General features: G+C 65.3%; 19 protein-coding genes and 1 tRNA gene. All 20 read left to right on the top strand.

From position 1 onward, the window contains the following. The first annotated feature begins 137 nt into the window (after positions 1-137). The 20 genes from aspS to VLF18_RS23155 all read left to right on the top strand — a co-directional run bounded on the left by aspS (position 138) and on the right by VLF18_RS23155 (position 17,544). The gene (aspS, locus tag VLF18_RS07670; RefSeq protein ID WP_325279032.1) at positions 138-1,910 is read left to right on the top strand and encodes an aspartate--tRNA ligase; all 1,773 of its coding nucleotides are present in this window, start codon (positions 138-140) and stop codon (positions 1,908-1,910) included. 53 nt (positions 1,911-1,963) lie between these two features. Next, on the top strand, positions 1,964-2,581 hold the full coding sequence (locus tag VLF18_RS07665) for an esterase/lipase family protein (RefSeq protein ID WP_325279031.1): 618 nt from the start codon (positions 1,964-1,966) through the stop codon (positions 2,579-2,581). Continuing rightward, positions 2,578-3,144 (top strand): crossover junction endodeoxyribonuclease RuvC, encoded by a 567-nt coding sequence (gene ruvC / locus VLF18_RS07660; protein ID WP_325279030.1) that lies wholly within the window; start codon positions 2,578-2,580, stop codon positions 3,142-3,144. Before VLF18_RS07665 ends, ruvC begins: the two co-directional genes overlap by 4 nt. After that, positions 3,141-3,734: a Holliday junction branch migration protein RuvA gene (gene ruvA / locus VLF18_RS07655; protein WP_325279029.1), complete on the top strand. Its 594-nt coding sequence runs from the start codon at positions 3,141-3,143 to the stop codon at positions 3,732-3,734. The genes ruvC and ruvA overlap by 4 nt, the downstream gene beginning before the upstream one ends. 36 nt (positions 3,735-3,770) lie before the next feature. Next, complete coding sequence (locus VLF18_RS07650) at positions 3,771-5,648, top strand: potassium transporter Kup (protein ID WP_325279028.1); 1,878 nt, start codon at positions 3,771-3,773, stop codon at positions 5,646-5,648. Continuing rightward, positions 5,645-6,679, top strand: a complete 1,035-nt coding sequence (gene ruvB, locus VLF18_RS07645; protein ID WP_325279027.1) for a Holliday junction branch migration DNA helicase RuvB — start codon at positions 5,645-5,647, stop codon at positions 6,677-6,679. Before VLF18_RS07650 ends, ruvB begins: the two co-directional genes overlap by 4 nt. A 157-nt stretch (positions 6,680-6,836) precedes the next feature. Beyond that, positions 6,837-7,250: a tol-pal system-associated acyl-CoA thioesterase gene (gene ybgC, locus VLF18_RS07640; protein ID WP_325279033.1), complete on the top strand. Its 414-nt coding sequence runs from the start codon at positions 6,837-6,839 to the stop codon at positions 7,248-7,250. Then, positions 7,247-7,930 carry a protein TolQ gene (gene tolQ, locus VLF18_RS07635; protein ID WP_325279026.1) on the top strand — a complete coding sequence of 228 codons (684 nt, stop codon included), beginning with the start codon at positions 7,247-7,249 and terminating at the stop codon, positions 7,928-7,930. The genes ybgC and tolQ overlap by 4 nt, the downstream gene beginning before the upstream one ends. 43 nt (positions 7,931-7,973) lie before the next feature. Continuing rightward, complete coding sequence (tolR, locus tag VLF18_RS07630; RefSeq protein WP_325279025.1) at positions 7,974-8,414, top strand: protein TolR; 441 nt, start codon at positions 7,974-7,976, stop codon at positions 8,412-8,414. A 9-nt stretch (positions 8,415-8,423) separates the two neighbouring features. Further along, positions 8,424-9,251 (top strand): cell envelope integrity protein TolA, encoded by an 828-nt coding sequence (locus VLF18_RS07625; protein WP_325279024.1) that lies wholly within the window; start codon positions 8,424-8,426, stop codon positions 9,249-9,251. Continuing rightward, the gene (locus tag VLF18_RS07620) at positions 9,241-9,591 is read left to right on the top strand and encodes a hypothetical protein (RefSeq protein ID WP_325279023.1); all 351 of its coding nucleotides are present in this window, start codon (positions 9,241-9,243) and stop codon (positions 9,589-9,591) included. The genes VLF18_RS07625 and VLF18_RS07620 overlap by 11 nt, the downstream gene beginning before the upstream one ends. A 12-nt stretch (positions 9,592-9,603) precedes the next feature. Next, the gene (tolB, locus tag VLF18_RS07615) at positions 9,604-10,956 is read left to right on the top strand and encodes a Tol-Pal system beta propeller repeat protein TolB (RefSeq protein WP_325279022.1); all 1,353 of its coding nucleotides are present in this window, start codon (positions 9,604-9,606) and stop codon (positions 10,954-10,956) included. A gap of 73 nt (positions 10,957-11,029) precedes the next feature. Then, entirely contained in the window at positions 11,030-11,545 is a 516-nt protein-coding gene (gene pal / locus VLF18_RS07610; RefSeq protein WP_325279021.1) for a peptidoglycan-associated lipoprotein Pal, read from the top strand. A gap of 15 nt (positions 11,546-11,560) precedes the next feature. Then, positions 11,561-12,496, top strand: a complete 936-nt coding sequence (ybgF, locus tag VLF18_RS07605; protein WP_325279020.1) for a tol-pal system protein YbgF — start codon at positions 11,561-11,563, stop codon at positions 12,494-12,496. Positions 12,497-12,529: 33 nt separating this feature from the next. Then, positions 12,530-13,243 (top strand): 7-carboxy-7-deazaguanine synthase QueE, encoded by a 714-nt coding sequence (queE, locus tag VLF18_RS07600; RefSeq protein ID WP_325279019.1) that lies wholly within the window; start codon positions 12,530-12,532, stop codon positions 13,241-13,243. A 12-nt stretch (positions 13,244-13,255) separates the two neighbouring features. Then, entirely contained in the window at positions 13,256-13,924 is a 669-nt protein-coding gene (gene queC, locus VLF18_RS07595; RefSeq protein WP_325279018.1) for a 7-cyano-7-deazaguanine synthase QueC, read from the top strand. A 135-nt stretch (positions 13,925-14,059) separates the two neighbouring features. Beyond that, positions 14,060-14,134, top strand: a tRNA-Lys gene (locus tag VLF18_RS07590). 164 nt (positions 14,135-14,298) lie between these two features. Continuing rightward, on the top strand, positions 14,299-15,498 hold the full coding sequence (locus tag VLF18_RS07585; RefSeq protein WP_325279017.1) for a tyrosine-type recombinase/integrase: 1,200 nt from the start codon (positions 14,299-14,301) through the stop codon (positions 15,496-15,498). After that, complete coding sequence (locus VLF18_RS07580; RefSeq protein ID WP_325279016.1) at positions 15,495-16,124, top strand: hypothetical protein; 630 nt, start codon at positions 15,495-15,497, stop codon at positions 16,122-16,124. The genes VLF18_RS07585 and VLF18_RS07580 overlap by 4 nt, the downstream gene beginning before the upstream one ends. 1,225 nt (positions 16,125-17,349) lie before the next feature. Further along, positions 17,350-17,544 (top strand): HGGxSTG domain-containing protein, encoded by a 195-nt coding sequence (locus tag VLF18_RS23155; protein ID WP_414717199.1) that lies wholly within the window; start codon positions 17,350-17,352, stop codon positions 17,542-17,544. The last annotated feature ends 172 nt before the right edge of the window (positions 17,545-17,716 follow it).

Genomic DNA, 17,716 nt, shown 5'->3' with positions numbered 1-17,716 from the left:
GCGCCGCCGGCCGCCGGCCGCCGTGCCGAAGACCGCGGCCCGTGCCGCAACGTTGTTTGCAGCGCAGCAAAATCCTCCGTAGGATTCCGGCCTTTCCGCCTGCATCAGGCGGTATCCCGCTTCCGGAGCCTTGAGCAATGCGCAGCCACTATTGCGGTCTCGTCGACGAGGCCCTGACCGGTCAGACCGTCACCCTCTGCGGATGGGCGGACAGCCGGCGCGATCATGGCGGCGTCATCTTCATCGATCTGCGTGATCACGAGGGCATCGTCCAGGCCGTGATCGAGCCCGAGAACGCCGCCGCGTTCAAACTGGCCGAGGGCGTGCGCTACGAATTCTGCCTGCGTATTTCCGGCACGGTGCGTCCGCGTCCGCAGAGCCAGATCAACGAACGCCTGCGCACCGGCCGGATCGAAGTCGTCGTCGACACGCTCGAAGTGCTCAACGCCGCAGCGCCGCTGCCGTTCATGCTCGACGACAACGTCGGCGAGGACGCGCGCCTGCGCTACCGCTATCTCGATATCCGCCGCCCCGACATGCAGCGCAAGCTGCGCATGCGCACGCGCCTCGTCTCGGCGCTGCGCCATTACCTGGACGGCAAGGGCTTCCAGGACATCGAAACCCCGATTCTCACGAAGGCCACGCCCGAAGGCGCGCGCGACTACCTCGTGCCGAGCCGCGTGCATCCCGGCGAATTCTTCGCGCTGCCGCAGTCGCCGCAGCTGTTCAAGCAGCTGCTCATGATGGCCGGCATGGACCGCTACTACCAGATCGCGCGCTGCTTCCGCGACGAAGACCTGCGCGCCGACCGCCAGCCGGAATTCACGCAGCTCGACATGGAGTTCGCCTTCGTCGGCGAGCGCGACGTGCAGGATTTCGTCGAAGGCATGATCCGCACGATCTTCAAGCAGGTCGTCGACGTCGATCTCGATGCGGAATTCCCGCGCATGACCTATGCCGAAGCGATGCGCCGCTACGGTTCCGACAAGCCCGACCTGCGCATCGATCTCGAACTCGTCGACGTCGCCGACGCGGTCAGGTCCTGCGACTTCAAGGTGTTCTCCGGACCGGCCAGCGATCCGGGCGGCCGCGTTGCCGCGCTGCGCGTACCGGGCGGTGCCGAGCTCACGCGCAAGCAGCTCGACGACTACGGTCTCTATGTACAGAAATACGGCGCGAAGGGACTGGCCTGGATCCGCATCGACGACATCGCCAAGGGCCTCGACGGCCTGACGTCGCCGATCGTGAAATTCCTCGGCGAAGACGTGGTCAAGGCAATCTTCGCCGCCGTCGGCGCGCAGACCGGCGACGTGATCTTCTTCGGCGCCGGCCCGTACAAGATCGTCAGCGATTTCCTCGGCGCGCTGCGCCTGAAGGTGGGCCGCGATCTCGGCCGCGTCGCCGACGGCTGGCGTCCGCTCTGGGTCGTCGACTTCCCGATGTTCGAGTACGACTACGACGCGAAGCGCTACGTCGCGCTGCATCATCCGTTCACGGCGCCGAAGATCGACGACGTCGCCGACCTGCGCACGAATGCGGTCAACTCGGTGTCGCGCGGCTACGACATGGTGCTCAACGGCAACGAGATCGGCGGCGGCTCGATCCGCATCCATCGTTCCGACATGCAGAGCGCGGTGTTCGACCTGCTCGGCATCGGCGCGGAAGAAGCCGAGGCCAAGTTCGGCTTCCTGCTCGACGCACTGAAGTACGGCGCGCCGCCGCACGGCGGCATCGCGTTCGGCATCGACCGCATCGCCGCGCTGATGGCCGGCACCGAGTCGATCCGCGACGTGATCGCGTTCCCGAAGACGGCGAGCGCGCAGTGCCTGCTGACCTCGGCGCCGTCGAGCATTCCCGAGGCGCAGTTGCAGGAACTGCACGTCCGCGTCGTCAAGCCGGTCAAGGGCTGATCGGCCGCCGCCGCGGCTTGCCCCGGCGGCTCGTGTACGCGCAGGATTCAGGCATGAAGGACGAGGCAGTCATCCTGATTCACGGCGTCTGGATGCGCGCATTCAGCCTGCTGCTGTTGCGCAGGCGCCTGCGCGAAGCGGGCTTCGTCACCGAACTGTTCGACTACGCGAGCGTGTTCGGCCGCGACGAACATAGCCTCGAACGGCTCGGCCGCCGCATCCGCGCGCTGCATCCGCGCCGCGTGCATCTGGTCGGCCATAGCCTCGGCGGCCTCGTCGCCGTGCGCGCACTGCATCGACTGTCGACCGTACTCGACGGCCGCGTGGTCTGCCTCGGTTCGCCGCTCAACGGCAGCACGGTCGCGCGTCGCGTGCCGAAGCTGCTGGGCTGCAGCACTGACGTTCTTTGCAGCGGACTGCCCGAGCACGTGTCGCCGGTCGAGGTCGGCGTCATCGCGGGCACGCAGGCGCTCGGTATCGGCCAGCTCATGGGCGCCTTCGACGGACCGAACGACGGCACCGTCGCTGTCGCCGAAACGCGTTGGCCGGGCGCTGTCGCCCACTGCGAAGTCAACACCTCGCATACCGGCCTCGTCCTCTCGGGCGAAGCCGCCGACCTGACCGTCCGATTCCTGCGCAGCGGCCGTTTCGACGAGGCCTGCGCGTCATGATCGGGCTGCGCCAGTACGGCGCCAGCACCGCCGCGCTGCCGCCCGTGCGCATCCTCGGCATCGATCCGGGATCCCAGCGCACCGGTGTCGGCATCATCGAGACCGACGGCGCCGGCAACACGCGTCACGTCTTTCATACGGCGATACGCCTCGTCGACAACGAGACCTTCGCGCAGCGCCTGAAACAGATCTTCGACGCGCTCGGCGCGATCATCGAGGAGCATCGTCCCGACGAGGTCGCGATCGAGCGCGTGTTCATGGCGAAGAACCCCGATTCGGCGCTGAAGCTCGGCCAGGCGCGCGGCGCGGCGATCTGCGCCGTCGTCACGCGCAATCTCGCCGTGGCCGAATATGCGCCGAAGGAAATCAAGCAGGCGGTCGTCGGCGGCGGCGGCGCCGACAAGACCCAGATCCAGCACATGGTCGGCGTGCTGCTGCAATTGCCGGGTAAACTCCAGGCCGATGCCGCCGACGCGCTCGCGATCGCACTGACGCATGCGCACACGCGGGCAACGACACAGCGCATCGGCATTCCGCGTACCGCATGGAGGCGCAGGCGATGATTGGTCGATTGAAGGGCGTGCTGGTGTCCAAACAGCCGCCGTGGCTGCTCGTCGACGTCAACGGCGTCGGTTACGAACTCGAAGCGCCGATGTCGACGTTCTACGACCTGCCCGAGGTCGGCCGCGACGTCGCGCTGTGCACGCACTATGCGGTCAAGGAAGATTCGGTCGCGCTGTACGGTTTTCTGCGCGAGGCCGAGCGCAGCCTTTTTCGCCATGTGCAGAAGGTCAGCGGCATCGGCGCGAAGATCGCGCTCGCGATCCTGTCGGGCGCCTCGGTCGAGGAATTCTCGCGCCTCGTGCAGACCGGCGACGTCGCCGCGCTGACCCGGATTCCGGGCATCGGCAAGAAAACCGCCGAGCGCATCATCGTCGAGCTGCGCGACCGCGTCGACGCGATCGGCGGCGGCGTGCCGGGCCTGAGCGTGGCCGGCGCCGTGCCGGCGGATCCGGTTGCCGAGGCGAGCATCGCGCTGCAGCAGCTCGGCTACAAACCGGCCGAAGTCACGCGGCTCGTCAAGGATGCCGCGGCGTCCGGCGACAGCGCCGAGGCCATCATCCGCAAAGCGCTGCGCGCCGCACTGCGCTGAGCGCGGATCCTCCCTCACTTTCCGACGCGCGCCGACATGAGCAGCAACGATCAGGGCAACAAAAACCTCTATGCGCTCGCGCTCGGCGCGATCGGCGTCGTCTACGGCGACATCGGCACGAGCCCGCTGTACACGCTGAAAGAGGCGTTCGGTCCGCACGGCGTCGCGGTCAGCCACGACAACGTGCTCGGCGTGCTGTCGCTGATCTTCTGGTCGCTGATCGTCGTGGTGTCGCTGAAGTACGCGACCTTCATCATGTCGGCCGACAACAAGGGCGAGGGCGGCATCATGGCGCTGACCACGCTCGCCCACCGCGGCGTCCGTTCGAGCGCGCGCGCGCGCTGGGTCATCATGGTGCTCGGCCTGTTCGGCGCGGCGCTGTTCTTCGGCGACAGCGTCATCACGCCGGCGATGTCGGTGCTCAGCGCGGTGGAGGGGCTCAAGGTCGCGACGCCGGCGTTGGGCCGCTACGTGGTGCCGATCGCGGTGCTCGTGCTGTTCGCGTTGTTCGCATTGCAGCGCAGCGGCACCGCACGTGTCGCGCGCGTGTTCGCGCCGATCATGGTGATCTGGTTTCTCGCGCTGGCCGTGCTCGGCATCATCAAGATCGCGCAGGCGCCGCAGGTGCTCGAAGCGCTGAATCCGTATTACGCGGTCGAGTTTTTTCTCGAGAACGGTCGCCTCGGCTTCTTCGCGCTGGCGTCGGTCATCCTCGCGCTGACGGGTGCCGAGGCGCTGTACGCGGACATGGGGCATTTCGGCAAGCGTCCGATCCGCCGCGCCTGGTTCGCGTTCGTGCTGCCGGCGCTGATGCTGAACTACCTGGGGCAGGGCGCACTGCTGCTCGAAGATCCGCAGGCCGCGGCGAATCCGTTCTATCTGCTCGCGCCGCCGGTGCTGCTGTATCCGATGATCGCGCTCGCGACGCTGGCCGCGGTGATCGCCTCGCAGGCCGTCATTTCCGGCGCGTTCTCGGTCACGCGCCAGGCGATACAGCTGGGCTACCTGCCGCGCATGGAAGTCGTGCACACCTCGCGCGAAACGATGGGCCAGATCTATCTGCCGTGGCTCAACCGCGTGCTGCTCGTGCTGACCGTGGCCGTCGTCATCGGCTTCCACAGCTCGACCAATCTCGCCGCGGCCTACGGCATCGCGGTCATCGGCACGATGACGATCGACTCGGTGCTCGTCATGATCGTCGCGCGGCGCATCTGGGGCTGGAAGCGCTGGCAGGTCGGCGCGCTCGGCGGACTGTTCCTCGTCGTCGATCTCGCCTTCCTCGGCGCGAATCTGGAGAAAGTCGAACACGGCGGCTGGTTCCCGCTCGTGCTCGGTCTCGTCGTGTTCACCGTGATGACGACCTGGCGCCGCGGCCGCGAGCTCGTGATCCGCGAACTCAAGCAGGCCGGCCTCGCGCTGAAGCCGTTCATCGAATCGATCGCCGAGCATCCGCCGCTGCGCGTGCCCGGGCAGGCCGTTTTCCTGACCGCGCAGCCCGACGCCGTGCCGCACGCGCTGCTGCACAATCTCAAGCACAACAAGGTGCTGCACGAGCAGAACATCGTGCTGACGGTCGAATGGCTGGAAACGCCGACCGCGGAACCCGAAGAACGCATCGAACTCGTCGCGCTCGGGCACGAGTTCCACCAGCTCACGCTGCGATATGGTTTTGCCGAAGATCCCGACGTGCCCGACATGCTGGCCAAGTGCGAGAAGGTCGGTCTCACGTTCGACATGATGGACACGACGTTCTTTCTGAGCCGCGAGAGCATCGTCGCGACGGACAATCGCGGCATGGCGAAATGGCGCGACAAGCTGTTCGCCTTCATGCAGCGCAACGCGCTGCCGGCGACGGCGTTCTTCCAGATTCCGGGCAACCGCCTCATCGAGCTCGGTACACAGGTGGAAATATGAGCGATCGCGTCACCTCGGGCGCGGCCACGCGCGAGGACGAACTGCTCGAAGCCTCGATCCGTCCGCAGCGGCTCGCCGAGTACCTCGGCCAGCAGGCCGCGCGCGAACAGCTCGGCATCTACATTGAGGCGGCCAAGCGTCGCAACGAGGCGCTCGATCACGTGCTGATCTTCGGCCCGCCCGGACTCGGCAAGACGACGCTGTCGCACGTGATCGCCAACGAGCTCGGCGTGAACCTGCGCACGACCTCCGGACCGGTCATCGAACGCGCCGGCGACCTCGCCGCGCTGCTGACCAACCTGCAGCCGCGCGACGTCCTGTTCGTCGACGAGATCCACCGCCTGTCGCCGGTCGTCGAGGAGGTGCTGTATCCGGCGATGGAAGACTTCCAGATCGACATCATGATCGGCGAGGGCCCGGCCGCGCGTTCGATCAAGCTCGACCTGCCGCCGTTCACGCTGATCGGCGCGACGACGCGCGCCGGGCTTCTGACCAGCCCCCTGCGCGACCGCTTCGGCATCGTGCAGCGCCTGGAGTTCTACACAGCCGACGAACTCGCCGCGATCGTGCGGCGCTCGGCGCGCATTCTCGGCATCGCCTGCGATCCGGTCGGCGCGGCGGAAATCGCGCGCCGTTCGCGCGGCACGCCGCGCATCGCAAACCGCCTGCTGCGGCGCGCGCGCGACTATGCCGAGGTCCGCGCCGGCGGCACGATCACGCTCGAGGTGGCGAAGGCGGCCATGGAGATGCTCAAGGTCGATCCGGAAGGCTTCGACGCGCTCGACCGCCGGCTGCTCTCGACCATCATGGAAAGCTTCGACGGCGGGCCGGTCGGCGTCGAGTCGCTGGCGGCGGCATTGTCGGAGGAGCGCGGCACGATCGAGGACGTGCTGGAGCCCTATCTGATCCAGCAGGGCTTCCTCGTGCGCACGGCGCGCGGTCGCATGGTGACCACGCGGGCCTACCATCATCTCGGACTGAAGCCGCCGCGACGTTCCGAACCGCCGCCGGACCTGTTCGATCCCGGTTGAGGCACTCTCTGAAAATCGCCGGTTCCGGCGCTGTTCGCGTCGCCGAGCCCGGCGCAGGTCCGGACCCGTCGGGTGCAAGCGCGTTCAGCCCTGCGCCGCTATGCTCGCCGCGTCGCTGCGTGCGCCGCAAATGTCCGTCCCCGACAAGGAAGATCCGATGGTCGATGCTCCGTTCCGCTGGTCGATCCGGGTTTACTGGGAAGACACCGATGCGGGCGGCGTCGTCTATCACGCGAGCTATCTGCGTTTCCTCGAGCGCGCGCGCAGCGAATACCTGCGCCATCTCGGTATTGAGCAGGAGCGGCTGCGCAACGACAATAACGTCGTCTTCGTCGTGCGCGACATCGCGATCGGCTTCGTGAAGCCGGCGCGGCTCGACGACGTGCTGGACGTTACCGTGGTATTGACGGAGCGGCGCCCGGCGAGTCTGGTGTTCCAGCAGCAGATCCTGCGCACCGCCGACGGTCGGTTGTTGTCCGAGGCGCGGGTGCGGGCGGCCTGTGTCGACGCCGCCGGTTTCCGTCCACGTCCCATTCCCGACGACCTGTTTGTGGAGATTGCCAAGGCATGAACGCTGGTGACCTGAATCTGTGGCAGCTCGTGCTGCACGCGAGCCTGTTCGTCAAGTTCGTGATGCTCGTGCTGCTGGCGTTCTCGTTCGTGTCGTGGATGATCATCTTCCGCAAGCACACCATGCTGAAGACGGCGCTCGGCAGCGCGAACGAGTTCGAGGAGCGCTTCTGGTCCGGCGCCGATCTCGCCGCGCTGTTCCGCGAAGTCACCGGCCGCGGCGACCAGATCAGCGGCATCGAGAGCATCTTCGAGGCCGGTTTCCGCGAGTTCGCGCGGTTGCGCCAGCGCCGCGGTGTCGATCCGCGCACCCTGCTCGAAGGCGCCCAGCGCGCGATGCGTGTCGCGCAGACGCGCGAGATCGACCGGCTCGAAGGCAACCTCGAATTTCTCGCCAACGTCGGTTCGATCAGCCCCTACGTCGGCCTGCTCGGCACCGTCTACGGCATCATGATTTCGTTCCAGGGCCTGGCCAACGTCAAGGAAGCCACCATCGCGAGCGTCGCCCCGGGCATCTCCGAGGCGCTGGTTGCCACCGCCATGGGCCTGATCGCCGCGATTCCCGCGTCCTGGGCCTACAACCGCTACTCGAACAAGGTCGAGCGCGTCGCGACGCGCTTCGACACGTTCACCGAAGAGTTCTCGTCGATCCTGCAACGTCAGGCGCACGTCGAGGATTGAGCCGCGCGACCCCGCGTTCTCTCCCCGACCGTTGGAGCCGCCGATGCAAACTCATCACCGCCGCAAACGCAAAAAACTCAAGGCCGACATCAACGTCGTGCCGTATATCGACGTCATGCTCGTGCTGCTCATCATCTTCATGGTGACGGCACCGCTGCTCAATCTCGGCGTGGACATCGATCTGCCGGAATCGGAGATCGCGAAGAGCCTCAACGTCGACAAGGATCCTGTCGTCGTGACCGTCGACAAGGCCGGCAAGCTGTTCCTGACGCTGCCCGAAGCCAAGAGCGAGGAAGTCACGGCCGACGTGCTGAAGACGAAGATCGCGGCATTCGTGCGCAACAACCCGAAGCAGCCCGTCTACGTCGCCGGCGACGGCAAGGCCGAATACAGCAAGATCTACGACGCGATGGCGCTGCTGCAGTCCGCCGGCGTGCCCAAGGTCGGCCTCATGGGCCAGCCGCCGCAGGACAAGGCCAACTGATCCGCAGTCATGGCCGGCGACGACAACTCCCTGCGACCCTGGCTCTATTCGATCGCGGTGCACCTGCTGGTGCTCGCGCTCGTCAGCGTGAGCCTCTGGTGGACGCGCAGCACCGTCGCGGTCGCGATTCCGGGGCCGATCATCGAGGCGACGCTCGTCGGTCCGGCGCAGGCGCCGGCCCCGAAGAACGTCAAGAAACCGGTCAAGCCGGTCAAGCAGCCCGAGCCCAAGCCTGAAGAAGTCAAGCCGAAGGCCGACGAGCCCGCGCCCGAGAAGCCCAAGGAAGACAGGAAGGACCAGGAAAAGATCACCGACAAGATCACCCAGCAGAAGGCCGAGGAAGACGCCAGGCTGCAGGAGGAGCTGCGGAAGAAAGAACAGATCGAGCTTGCCGAAAGACAGGCGGCCGAGGCCGAGAAGAAAAAAAAGCTAGAGGAAGAAAAAGCCAAGCAGTTGCGCGACCAGAAGCAGCGCGAACTCGACAAGAAGGCCGAGGCCGAGCGTCTCGCGGCGATGATCGCGGATGAGGCCAAGAGCGGGCAGGAAGGCACCGACACGAGCCTCGAAGCCGAGTATTACGCGGCGATCCAGAGCGCCGTGACGAATGCCTGGTTGCGTCCTGAGTCGACGCCGCCCGGCGTGCGCTGCACGCTCGAAATCACGCAGATCATCGGCGGCGACGTGATCCAGGCTGTCGTGGTCGAACCGTGCAACGCCGACGCGCCGACGCGCACCACGCTCGAGCAGGCGCCGCAGCGCGCATCGCCGCTGCCATACAAGGGGTACGAGTCGGTGTTCAAGCGCAAGATCCGCTTCGAGTTCACCTATGACGGCTAGCGCCGCGTTCGCCGGGCTCCTGCTCGCGACGGCGGCGGGCGGTCAGAGCGCGGCGCCCGCGCCGATCGAGGCCTATATCGAGGCCGTGCACGCGGCGATCATGCGCGCCTGGGTACAACCGCGGTCGGCGGCCGTCGATCTGCATTGCCCGATGGACATCGTGCAGCGCGATGGCGGCCACGTCGTTCAGGCTAGCTTCGGGAGCGATTGCAATGCTGATGCGGCCACGCGCGAGTCGTTAGAACGCGCCGTCGGCAAAGCCTCCCCGTTACCGTATGCCGGTTTTGAAAGAGTCTTTCAGCGCCGCATACATCTCGTTTTCAAACATAGCGGCCACTAGAGCAGGAACGATATGCCAGCCAACTTCGTATTCCGCATCGCCAGCCTGCTGCTCTGCCTGCTCGGCACGGCAGCGCAGGCGCAGACTTCCGCCCCGACGCCCGGCCAGGGCCTCAGCAGTGACGTGCCGACCATCGTCATCCGTGACGGCACGGCGTCGGCGTGGCCGATCACCGTCGTGCCGTTCGCGTTCGAGGCGGCCGGCGCGCCGAGCGAGACCGACGTCGGCGACGTCGTCCGCATGGACCTCGCGCGTTCGGGCAAATTCAAGGCGCTCGACAAGAAGGATGTCGTCGAATTCCCGTCGCGCGGTAGCGACATCAAGTTCCCGACCTGGAACCTGCTCAAGCAGTCCTACATCGTCGTCGGCCGCATGACCGACGCCGAGGGCGGCGCGATGCGCGTGGAGTTCGAACTGTTCGACGTGGCCAAGCAGGAGCGCATGCTCGGCCTCGCGATCACCGGCCAGCGCAGCGACCTGCGCGGCGTCGGTCACCAGATCGCCGACCTGATCTACGAAAAGATCACCGGCGTGCGCGGCGCGTTCTGGACCCGCATCGCGTACGTGACGGCCGCGGGCGTCAGCCCGAACATCAACTACGCGCTGATGGTCGCCGACTCGGACGGCTACAACCCGCAGGTGCTGGTCCGCTCGCGCGAGCCGCTGCTGTCGCCGGCCTGGTCGCCGGACGGCAAGAAGCTGGCCTACGTGTCGTTCGAGCGCGGCGACTCGGCGATCTACCTCCAGGAAATCGCGACCGGCTCGCGCCAGGTGATCTCCAACCGCAAGGGTATCAACGGCGCACCGGCGTTTTCCCCGGACGGCAGCAAGCTTGCGCTGACCCTGTCCTACCTCGGCAACCCGGACATCTTCATCATGGATCTGGCCAGCCGCGAGACGCGCCGGGTCACGAATCATTTCTCGATCGATACCGAGGCGCAGTGGATGCCGGACGGGCAGACGCTGGTGTTCACGTCTGACCGCTCGGGCAAGCCCCAGCTCTACCAGGTCTCGGCCGGCGGCGGCGACGCCACCCGCCTGACGTTCCAGGGCGAGTACAACGCGCGGCCTTCCGTGTCCTATGACGGCAAGCTGTTCGCTATGGCGCAGGGCACTGGAAATGTGTATCGTATTGCGGTTTTGGACCGGAGCACGGGTTCGGGGTCGATGCGTGCCATTTCCCCGGGCAGCGTGGACGAGTCGCCGAGCTTCGCACCGAATGGAAGCATGCTGCTGTACGCCGCGACCGACGGACCGCGCGGGGTACTGTACGCCGTGTCTGCAGACGGTCGCGTTCGCCAGCGCCTGGTCTTGGCCGACGGTGACGTGCGTGAACCATCGTGGGGTCCATTCCGCCAGCGATAAATCAAGACGCCGGGTGACCGGCGCTAGCTACTGAGCCTTTGTAATCTGACCTGACCTCCTTAAGGACTACACCATGAACACCTCGCTTCGCCTCGCTATTGCCGCTCTGCTCTGCGTCACCGCTGTCGGTTGCGCCAAGAAGGCCGTCAAGCAGCCGCCGTCGTCGGGTGGCAGCTCGACCGAGCAGCCCACGACCGGTGGCAGCTCCGACACGGGCGCCTATACCGAAGCTTCGCTGAACTCCGACAGCTGCCTGCGTCAGCGCGTCATCTACTTCGATCTGGACCGCACCGAGATCAAGAGCGAATTCCAGGCCCAGATCGCCTGCCACTCCAAGTTCATCCGCCAGTTCCCGAACTACAACGTGACCCTCGAAGGCAACGCCGACGAGCGCGGTTCGCGTGAGTACAACCTGGGTCTCGGCGAGCGCCGCGGCAACGCCGTGCAGAGCGCGCTGTCCTCGGCCGGCGCCCCGGGCACGCAGCTCAACGTCGTCTCGTACGGCGAAGAGCGTCCGACCTGCAAGGATCACAGCGAAGACTGCTGGTCGAAGAACCGTCGCGTCGAAATCGTCTACACCAAGAACTAAGCACCAAGGAAAGCGATGCGCGCGATCTCGAACCTGTTCGGTGCCCGCATCACGGTTGCGGCGGCTTTGGCCGCCGCAACCGTTTCCATGCCGGCCGCCGCGGAACGCCTGAGCCTTGCCGAGCGCGTCGCTGCGCTGGAAGCGCAGGCGCAAGCCGGTCAAGGCAACGTCGACCTCGTCAATCAGTTGCAGGCACTGCAAACCGAAGTGCAGCAGCTCAACGGCCTCGTCGAACAACTGCGTCATCAGCTCGACGAGCAGAAAGAACGCGGCAAACAGCAGTACATCGACCTCGATTCCCGCATCGGCCGCCTCGAAGGCGGCGGTGGTGCCGGTGCCCCGGGCACCGCTGCTCCGGCGAACCACGGTCTCGAAGACATCCAGCTGGGCGCGCCGAACGGCGCGAGCAGCGACACACCGGCGCCGTCGACCGACCCGGCGCTGTCCCTCGATACGCCGAGCAGCATGCCCGGCGCCGCCGCACCGCGTACGCCGGCTGCCGCGCCGGCGACGGCCGCTGCAACGCCGCCACCGGCTGCCGGTGGCCTGCGCGTCGACCCGGCTGCCGAAAAGGCCGGCTACGACGAAGCATTCGCCGCGCTCAAGGACGGCCGCTATGCCGAATCCGCGCGTCGCTTCCAGGCATTCATCGATGCCTATCCGAACAGCGAGCTGACCGCCAACGCCTACTACTGGCTCGGCGAGTCGTATTACGTCACGCAGAACTACCGCGTGTCGCTCGAGACGTTCCAGACCTTGCTGAAGATCTATCCGGACAGCCAGAAGGCACCGGATGCACTGCTCAAGACTGGCTATTGCCAGTACGAACTCAAGCAGTGGGAACCGGCCAAGGCCACGCTGACGCGCGTCGTGCAGAAGTATCCGGACACGACCGTCGCGCGACTCGCCCAGGGGCGTCTGCGCGCCCTGCAATCCGAAGGCGCGCACTGAGCGCCTTCGCAACGAACACCGGCGGCTGCGGCCATGTCGGCTGAAGCCGTCCTTCCGAACCAGACTCCATCGCCCGCGTCGTCGACGCCGCGAGTGGACGCGCGTGCCGAGCGGCTCCGCATCACCGAGATCTTTCATTCGATCCAGGGCGAAGCCGACGCGGTCGGCTGGCCCACGGTGTTCGTGCGTCTGACCGGCTGTCCGCTGCGCTGCACCTGGTGCGACACGACCTATTCGTTTCACGGCGGTCAGTGGCACGACATCGACGACATCGTTCGCGAAGTCGCCGGCTACGGGGCGCGGCACGTCTGCGTGACCGGCGGCGAGCCGCTGTCGCAGAAGCGCTGCCTGATCCTGCTCGCGCGGCTCTGCGACGCGGGCCACGAAGTCTCGCTGGAGACCTCCGGCGCGCTCGACGTCGCCGCGGTCGATCCGCGCGTGCGCAAGGTCGTCGACCTGAAAGCCCCCGATTCCGGCGAGTTCAAGCGCAACCGCTGGAGCAACCTCGATCACCTGCGGCCACACGACCAGGTCAAATTCGTCCTCGCCGGCCGCGGCGATTACGACTGGGCGCGCGATACCGTGCGGACGCACGCGCTCGCCGCGCGCTGCCAGGTGCTGTTTTCGCCGGTGCACGGCAGCCTGAAACCGCGCGAACTCGCCGAATGGATACTCGCCGACCGTCTTCCGGTGCGCATGCAGCTGCAGCTGCACAAGCTGCTCTGGGGCGACGAACCCGGCCACTGAAGAGATGAAGTCATGAGCAAACCCGCCGTCGTCCTGCTCTCGGGCGGCATGGATTCCGCGGTCGTGCTCGCGATCGCGCGCGAGCAGGGCTTCGCCTGCCACGCGCTCAGCGTCGCCTACGGCCAGCGTCACGTGTCCGAGCTCGATGCCTCCGATCGCGTCTGCGCGATGCTCGGCGCTGCCGCGCACAAGACCGTGACCGTCGACCTGCGCAGCATCGGCGGCTCGGCGCTCACAGCCGACATCGACGTGCCCGAGCAGGGCGGTGCCGGCATTCCGGTCACCTACGTGCCCGCGCGCAACACGATCATGCTGTCGATCGCGCTGGGCTGGGCGGAAGTCCTCGGTGCCAGCGACATCTTCTGCGGCGTCAATGCGGTCGACTATTCCGGCTATCCCGACTGTCGCCCCGAATTCATCGAAGGCTTCCAGCACCTTGCGAACGTCGCGACGAAGGCCGGCGTCGAAGGCGCGCAGATCCGCATCCATGCGCCGCTGATGCGCATGAGCAAGGCCGAGATCGCGCGCGAAGGCACGCGACTCGGCGTCGACTTCTCGGCCACGGTGTCGTGCTACCAGGCCGACGAACGCGGCCGCGCCTGCGCCCACTGCGATGCCTGCCGCCTGCGTGCCGAAGGCTTTCGCGATGCGGGGCTTCCCGACCCGACGCGGTATCGCTGAAGCGGACCCTTCTTCGCGCCGCTTTCGAGCTGCGACGGCCGGCGGAATGGCGGACTTGTCTGCTCCCAGTCCAGGCTCTAAACTTCGCGTCCCTCGCGCGCCGGCCCTCGCCAGCGCCCAGCAACACCTTCCTGTGGGCCGTTAGCTCAGTGGTAGAGCATCGGACTTTTAATCCGTTGGTCGATGGTTCGAGTCCATCACGGCCCACCACAGAGTAGTCCGGCGCGATCCGTCGAAATCCGGAAAACTTTAGCAAATAGCGCTCTTTGGCCAGCTTCTTGTCCGAAGACGGCCGGTCTCGTCCGTTGACAGCCGGGGGCAACTGGGGGCAAGGTTTGGGGCATCTGGCCACCCGGCCTATTCGGTTGCCCCCAATGGCGCTTACCGACTCCGCAATCCGCGCTGCGAAGCCCGCCGACAAGCCGTATCGACTATTCGATAGTGGCGGCCTCTATCTGGAAGTGGCCCCCAGCGGGGGCAGGTGGTGGCGGTTGAAATACCGCCATGTTGGCAAGGAAAAGCGCCTATCGCTGGGCGTCTATCCCGACGTGGGGCTCAAGGATGCGCGGGCAAAGCGCGATGACGCGCGCAAGCTGATTGCTGCCGGGACGGACCCCAGCGCGGCACGCAAGGCGGCGCGCGCTGCTGGCGTTAGCGACGCGGCAAATACGTTCGAGGCTGTGGCGCGCGAATGGCTGGCCATCAGGGCGAAAGAGTGGGGCGCCTCGCATCTGGCGAAGATGACCGCCCGGCTTGAGCTGTACGCGTTTCCCGCTATCGGCAAGCGTCCCATAGCTTCAATTACTGCCCCCGAGGTGTTGGCCGTTTCGCGAGGCGTTGAATCGCGCGGCATTGTGTCGACGGCGCACCGAGTGCAGCAGGCGTGCGGGCAAGTTTTTCGCTACGCCGTACAGACAGGGCGAGCGGAGCGCGATCCGGCTGGCGACCTTCGCGGTGCACTTCCCGCCGTCCGAAAAACACACTTCGCAGCCGTCACCGACCCGAAGAAGCTCCCCGCCCTGCTCAACGCGTTGCACAGCTACACCGGTGGCCCCGTCGTCCGTGCCGCACTCAAGCTCGCCCCGCTGCTGTTTGTGCGACCGGGCGAGCTGCGCTCGATGGAATGGGCGAACGTCGATCTGGAAGCCGCCGAGTGGCGGTTCACGGCCAGCAAAACCAAGACAGGGCATGTCGTCCCGCTCGCAACGCAGGCTGTTGCGATCCTTCGGGAGCTGTACGAACTAACCGGACGCGGCAGGTATGTCCTCGCCACCGCGCGAGGCGGCAAGCGTCCTATGTCCGAAAACGGCGTACTTGTAGCTATGCGCAGCCTTGGCATCGAGGCCGAGGAAATGACGGGGCACGGCTTCCGCGCAACCGCTCGCACGATTCTCGACGAGGTCCTAGGGTTTCGGATCGACTGGATCGAACACCAATTAGCGCATGCCGTGCGGGATGCGAACGGCCGCGCGTACAACCGGACCGCTCATCTGCCGGAACGCCGGAAGATGATGCAGCAATGGGCTGACTATCTAGACTCGCTTCGGCTGTCCGGATTGGCGAGGCACTCTTGAGCAAAGACCAAACCTCAGGTATTCCGCCGCTGGACGAGGAGGCCTGGCTTGCGATCTCGATTGCTGAGCATCAGCGTCGAAGAACTCGCATGCTCACTCTCCGGGAAAACTCTTTGACGCCGCTCGGACAGGCCGCTTGGGAGGCAGCGATTTGCGAGTATTCGCTCGAAGAGCGCCTCGCGACTAAGCAGGCGCGCGCGCGTTCAAATCCAGATGCGGCGCGTGGCCTTCTGATATCTCTTGCATGCAAGCTTCGCGACGGAGATTCGTTAAGTTTTGAAGCTCGCCGCTTCCTATTTGATGCGATTTCCGGCGCCGCGGCATGTCCAGACGAAGCAACGCAGCGTTTGGGCCTGATACTGCCGCATGGCAAGGAGCGTGGGCGCGGCGTTGAGGCTCGCAATGTCGCGCTGGCGTTTGCCGTTCAGAAGCTCCGCAAGACTTATCCGCTTTCAAGCGGCGTCAATTCGGCAATCGGTCAAGTTGCTGTAGCCCCGATGGTGAGCGAATCGAAGGTTCGCGACGCCTACAACGAATTCCGAAAGTACGCGGAGTTCGCTGAAGAGTGGGCCGCACAAGACATTTTGGACGGCACGCAAGACGGTGAGAAAAGCAATACAAGCTGAGATCAACTCAAGCTGGGTCGCTCTCGAAGCGTACGAAGACGAACCTTGGCGCACTTTGATGGCGCACAAGGAGTCGTTCAAATGAAAGTTGTTCCGACAGTCGGCTATCTCCGCCTCGCGCAGATCATCGGCGACGCCAAATCCGGCCAACCGGCAATCATTCCGGTTTCTAAGACGACTTGGTGGGACGGAGTGCGTAGTGGACGCTTCCCGAAGCCGACGCGTACGCTCGGCAGACGCATTACAGCTTGGAGAGCGGAAGACATCCTCGCGCTTGTAAACACGCGCGCACCGGAGGGTGGAAAATGACGGCCTCTGAAAAGAGCAATGCCGGCTGGCGGGCCGGCATTGCAGAGAAACTTGAACTCATACTTCTTGAACCGAACTGTACGCGGACTCAGGCATGTCGGCTACTTCGCGCAACGGTTTCGGTTGCAGTCGAGCTTGTTGAGGAGGCGGCTGCGCTCGTCATAGACCCGCCTCCGGAGTTGATCGTCGCTTGCGACGCGATCGCTCTCGCTGACGAATTGCTTGGGCGGTGCCTTACGTCGGATGGTGCCGCGTGAGTCAGCGCAGAAACTTCCAAAAAGTGCGGGGGCGACGTGAAGGTTACACGTTCACGCGATTGCTGCACGTCGTGCAAGATTCGGCGAACTGGCGGAACTGCAGTGGAACGGCAATTAAGCTGCTTTTGGACCTCGCGAGGCAATACAACGGTCGAAACAATGGTGATCTCACTGCTGCGCTGGGAGTTCTCCGAAAGCGAGGGTGGAACTCTCCCGAGACAGTAACGTGGGCGATACGAGAACTCCGCCACTACGGCTTCCTGACACTGACGCGACAAGGGTTCTTTCCGGCTCCAAATCCGTATGCGCTCGGATGGATAGAAATCGACGAGTGCGGTGGGAAGCTGGATGTCGGGCCCTCGTCTGCAGCCAACGAATGGCGAGTGGCGAAACCAAAGTTCAAGCGTCCGCGTCGAAAACGAGAGGCCGCAACGGAATTCGAATAGCTTCGATACGATTTCCGTAGTGTGCAGTGTCCTGCAATCCCTCCACCGATACGGATCTCGAATCGAAAGCCGCTCAATCTCTCGGAAGTCCCGATACGGAAGTCGAACACCTTCTTACAATCTACCAGTACTTGCGCGTGTGTCCGCTTCCAAGACTTGCTCTTCGGGCTCCAATGGATACCTCCCTCACGCGCGAATGACTTCGGAGGAAAAATGGCTAGTAGATTGTGGATGCCACGATGCGGAGCCCGAACTCGCAATGGAGGTCCGTGCAACGCCTCTAAGATTCCGGGGAGGAAGCGGTGCAAATGGCACGGCGGGCTTAGCACGGGGCCACGAACCGCAGCCGGTAAACTTATCTCCTTGCGGAACTTGGTGCAGAATCGACGCCACGAGCTGAATCATTGAAGCGACCCCGCTGGCTGCGGCTATGGAGCGACTGTGGACGGACTGTGGTTAGAACGAATCGGGACAGCCATTCTGGTTGCGAGAGTGCTTGGTGCGTGCGATGGACTATTCATCGCTGTGCAATCTACGCGCTGATGGCAAGGAGATCCAAGCGGAGCTGGTGCCGCAGTGA

Origin of the sequence: Tahibacter sp., from assembly GCF_035481375.1 — a bacterium.
Taxonomy (GTDB): domain Bacteria; phylum Pseudomonadota; class Gammaproteobacteria; order Xanthomonadales; family Rhodanobacteraceae; genus Tahibacter.
This window is presented reverse-complemented; position numbering and strand designations above follow the sequence as displayed.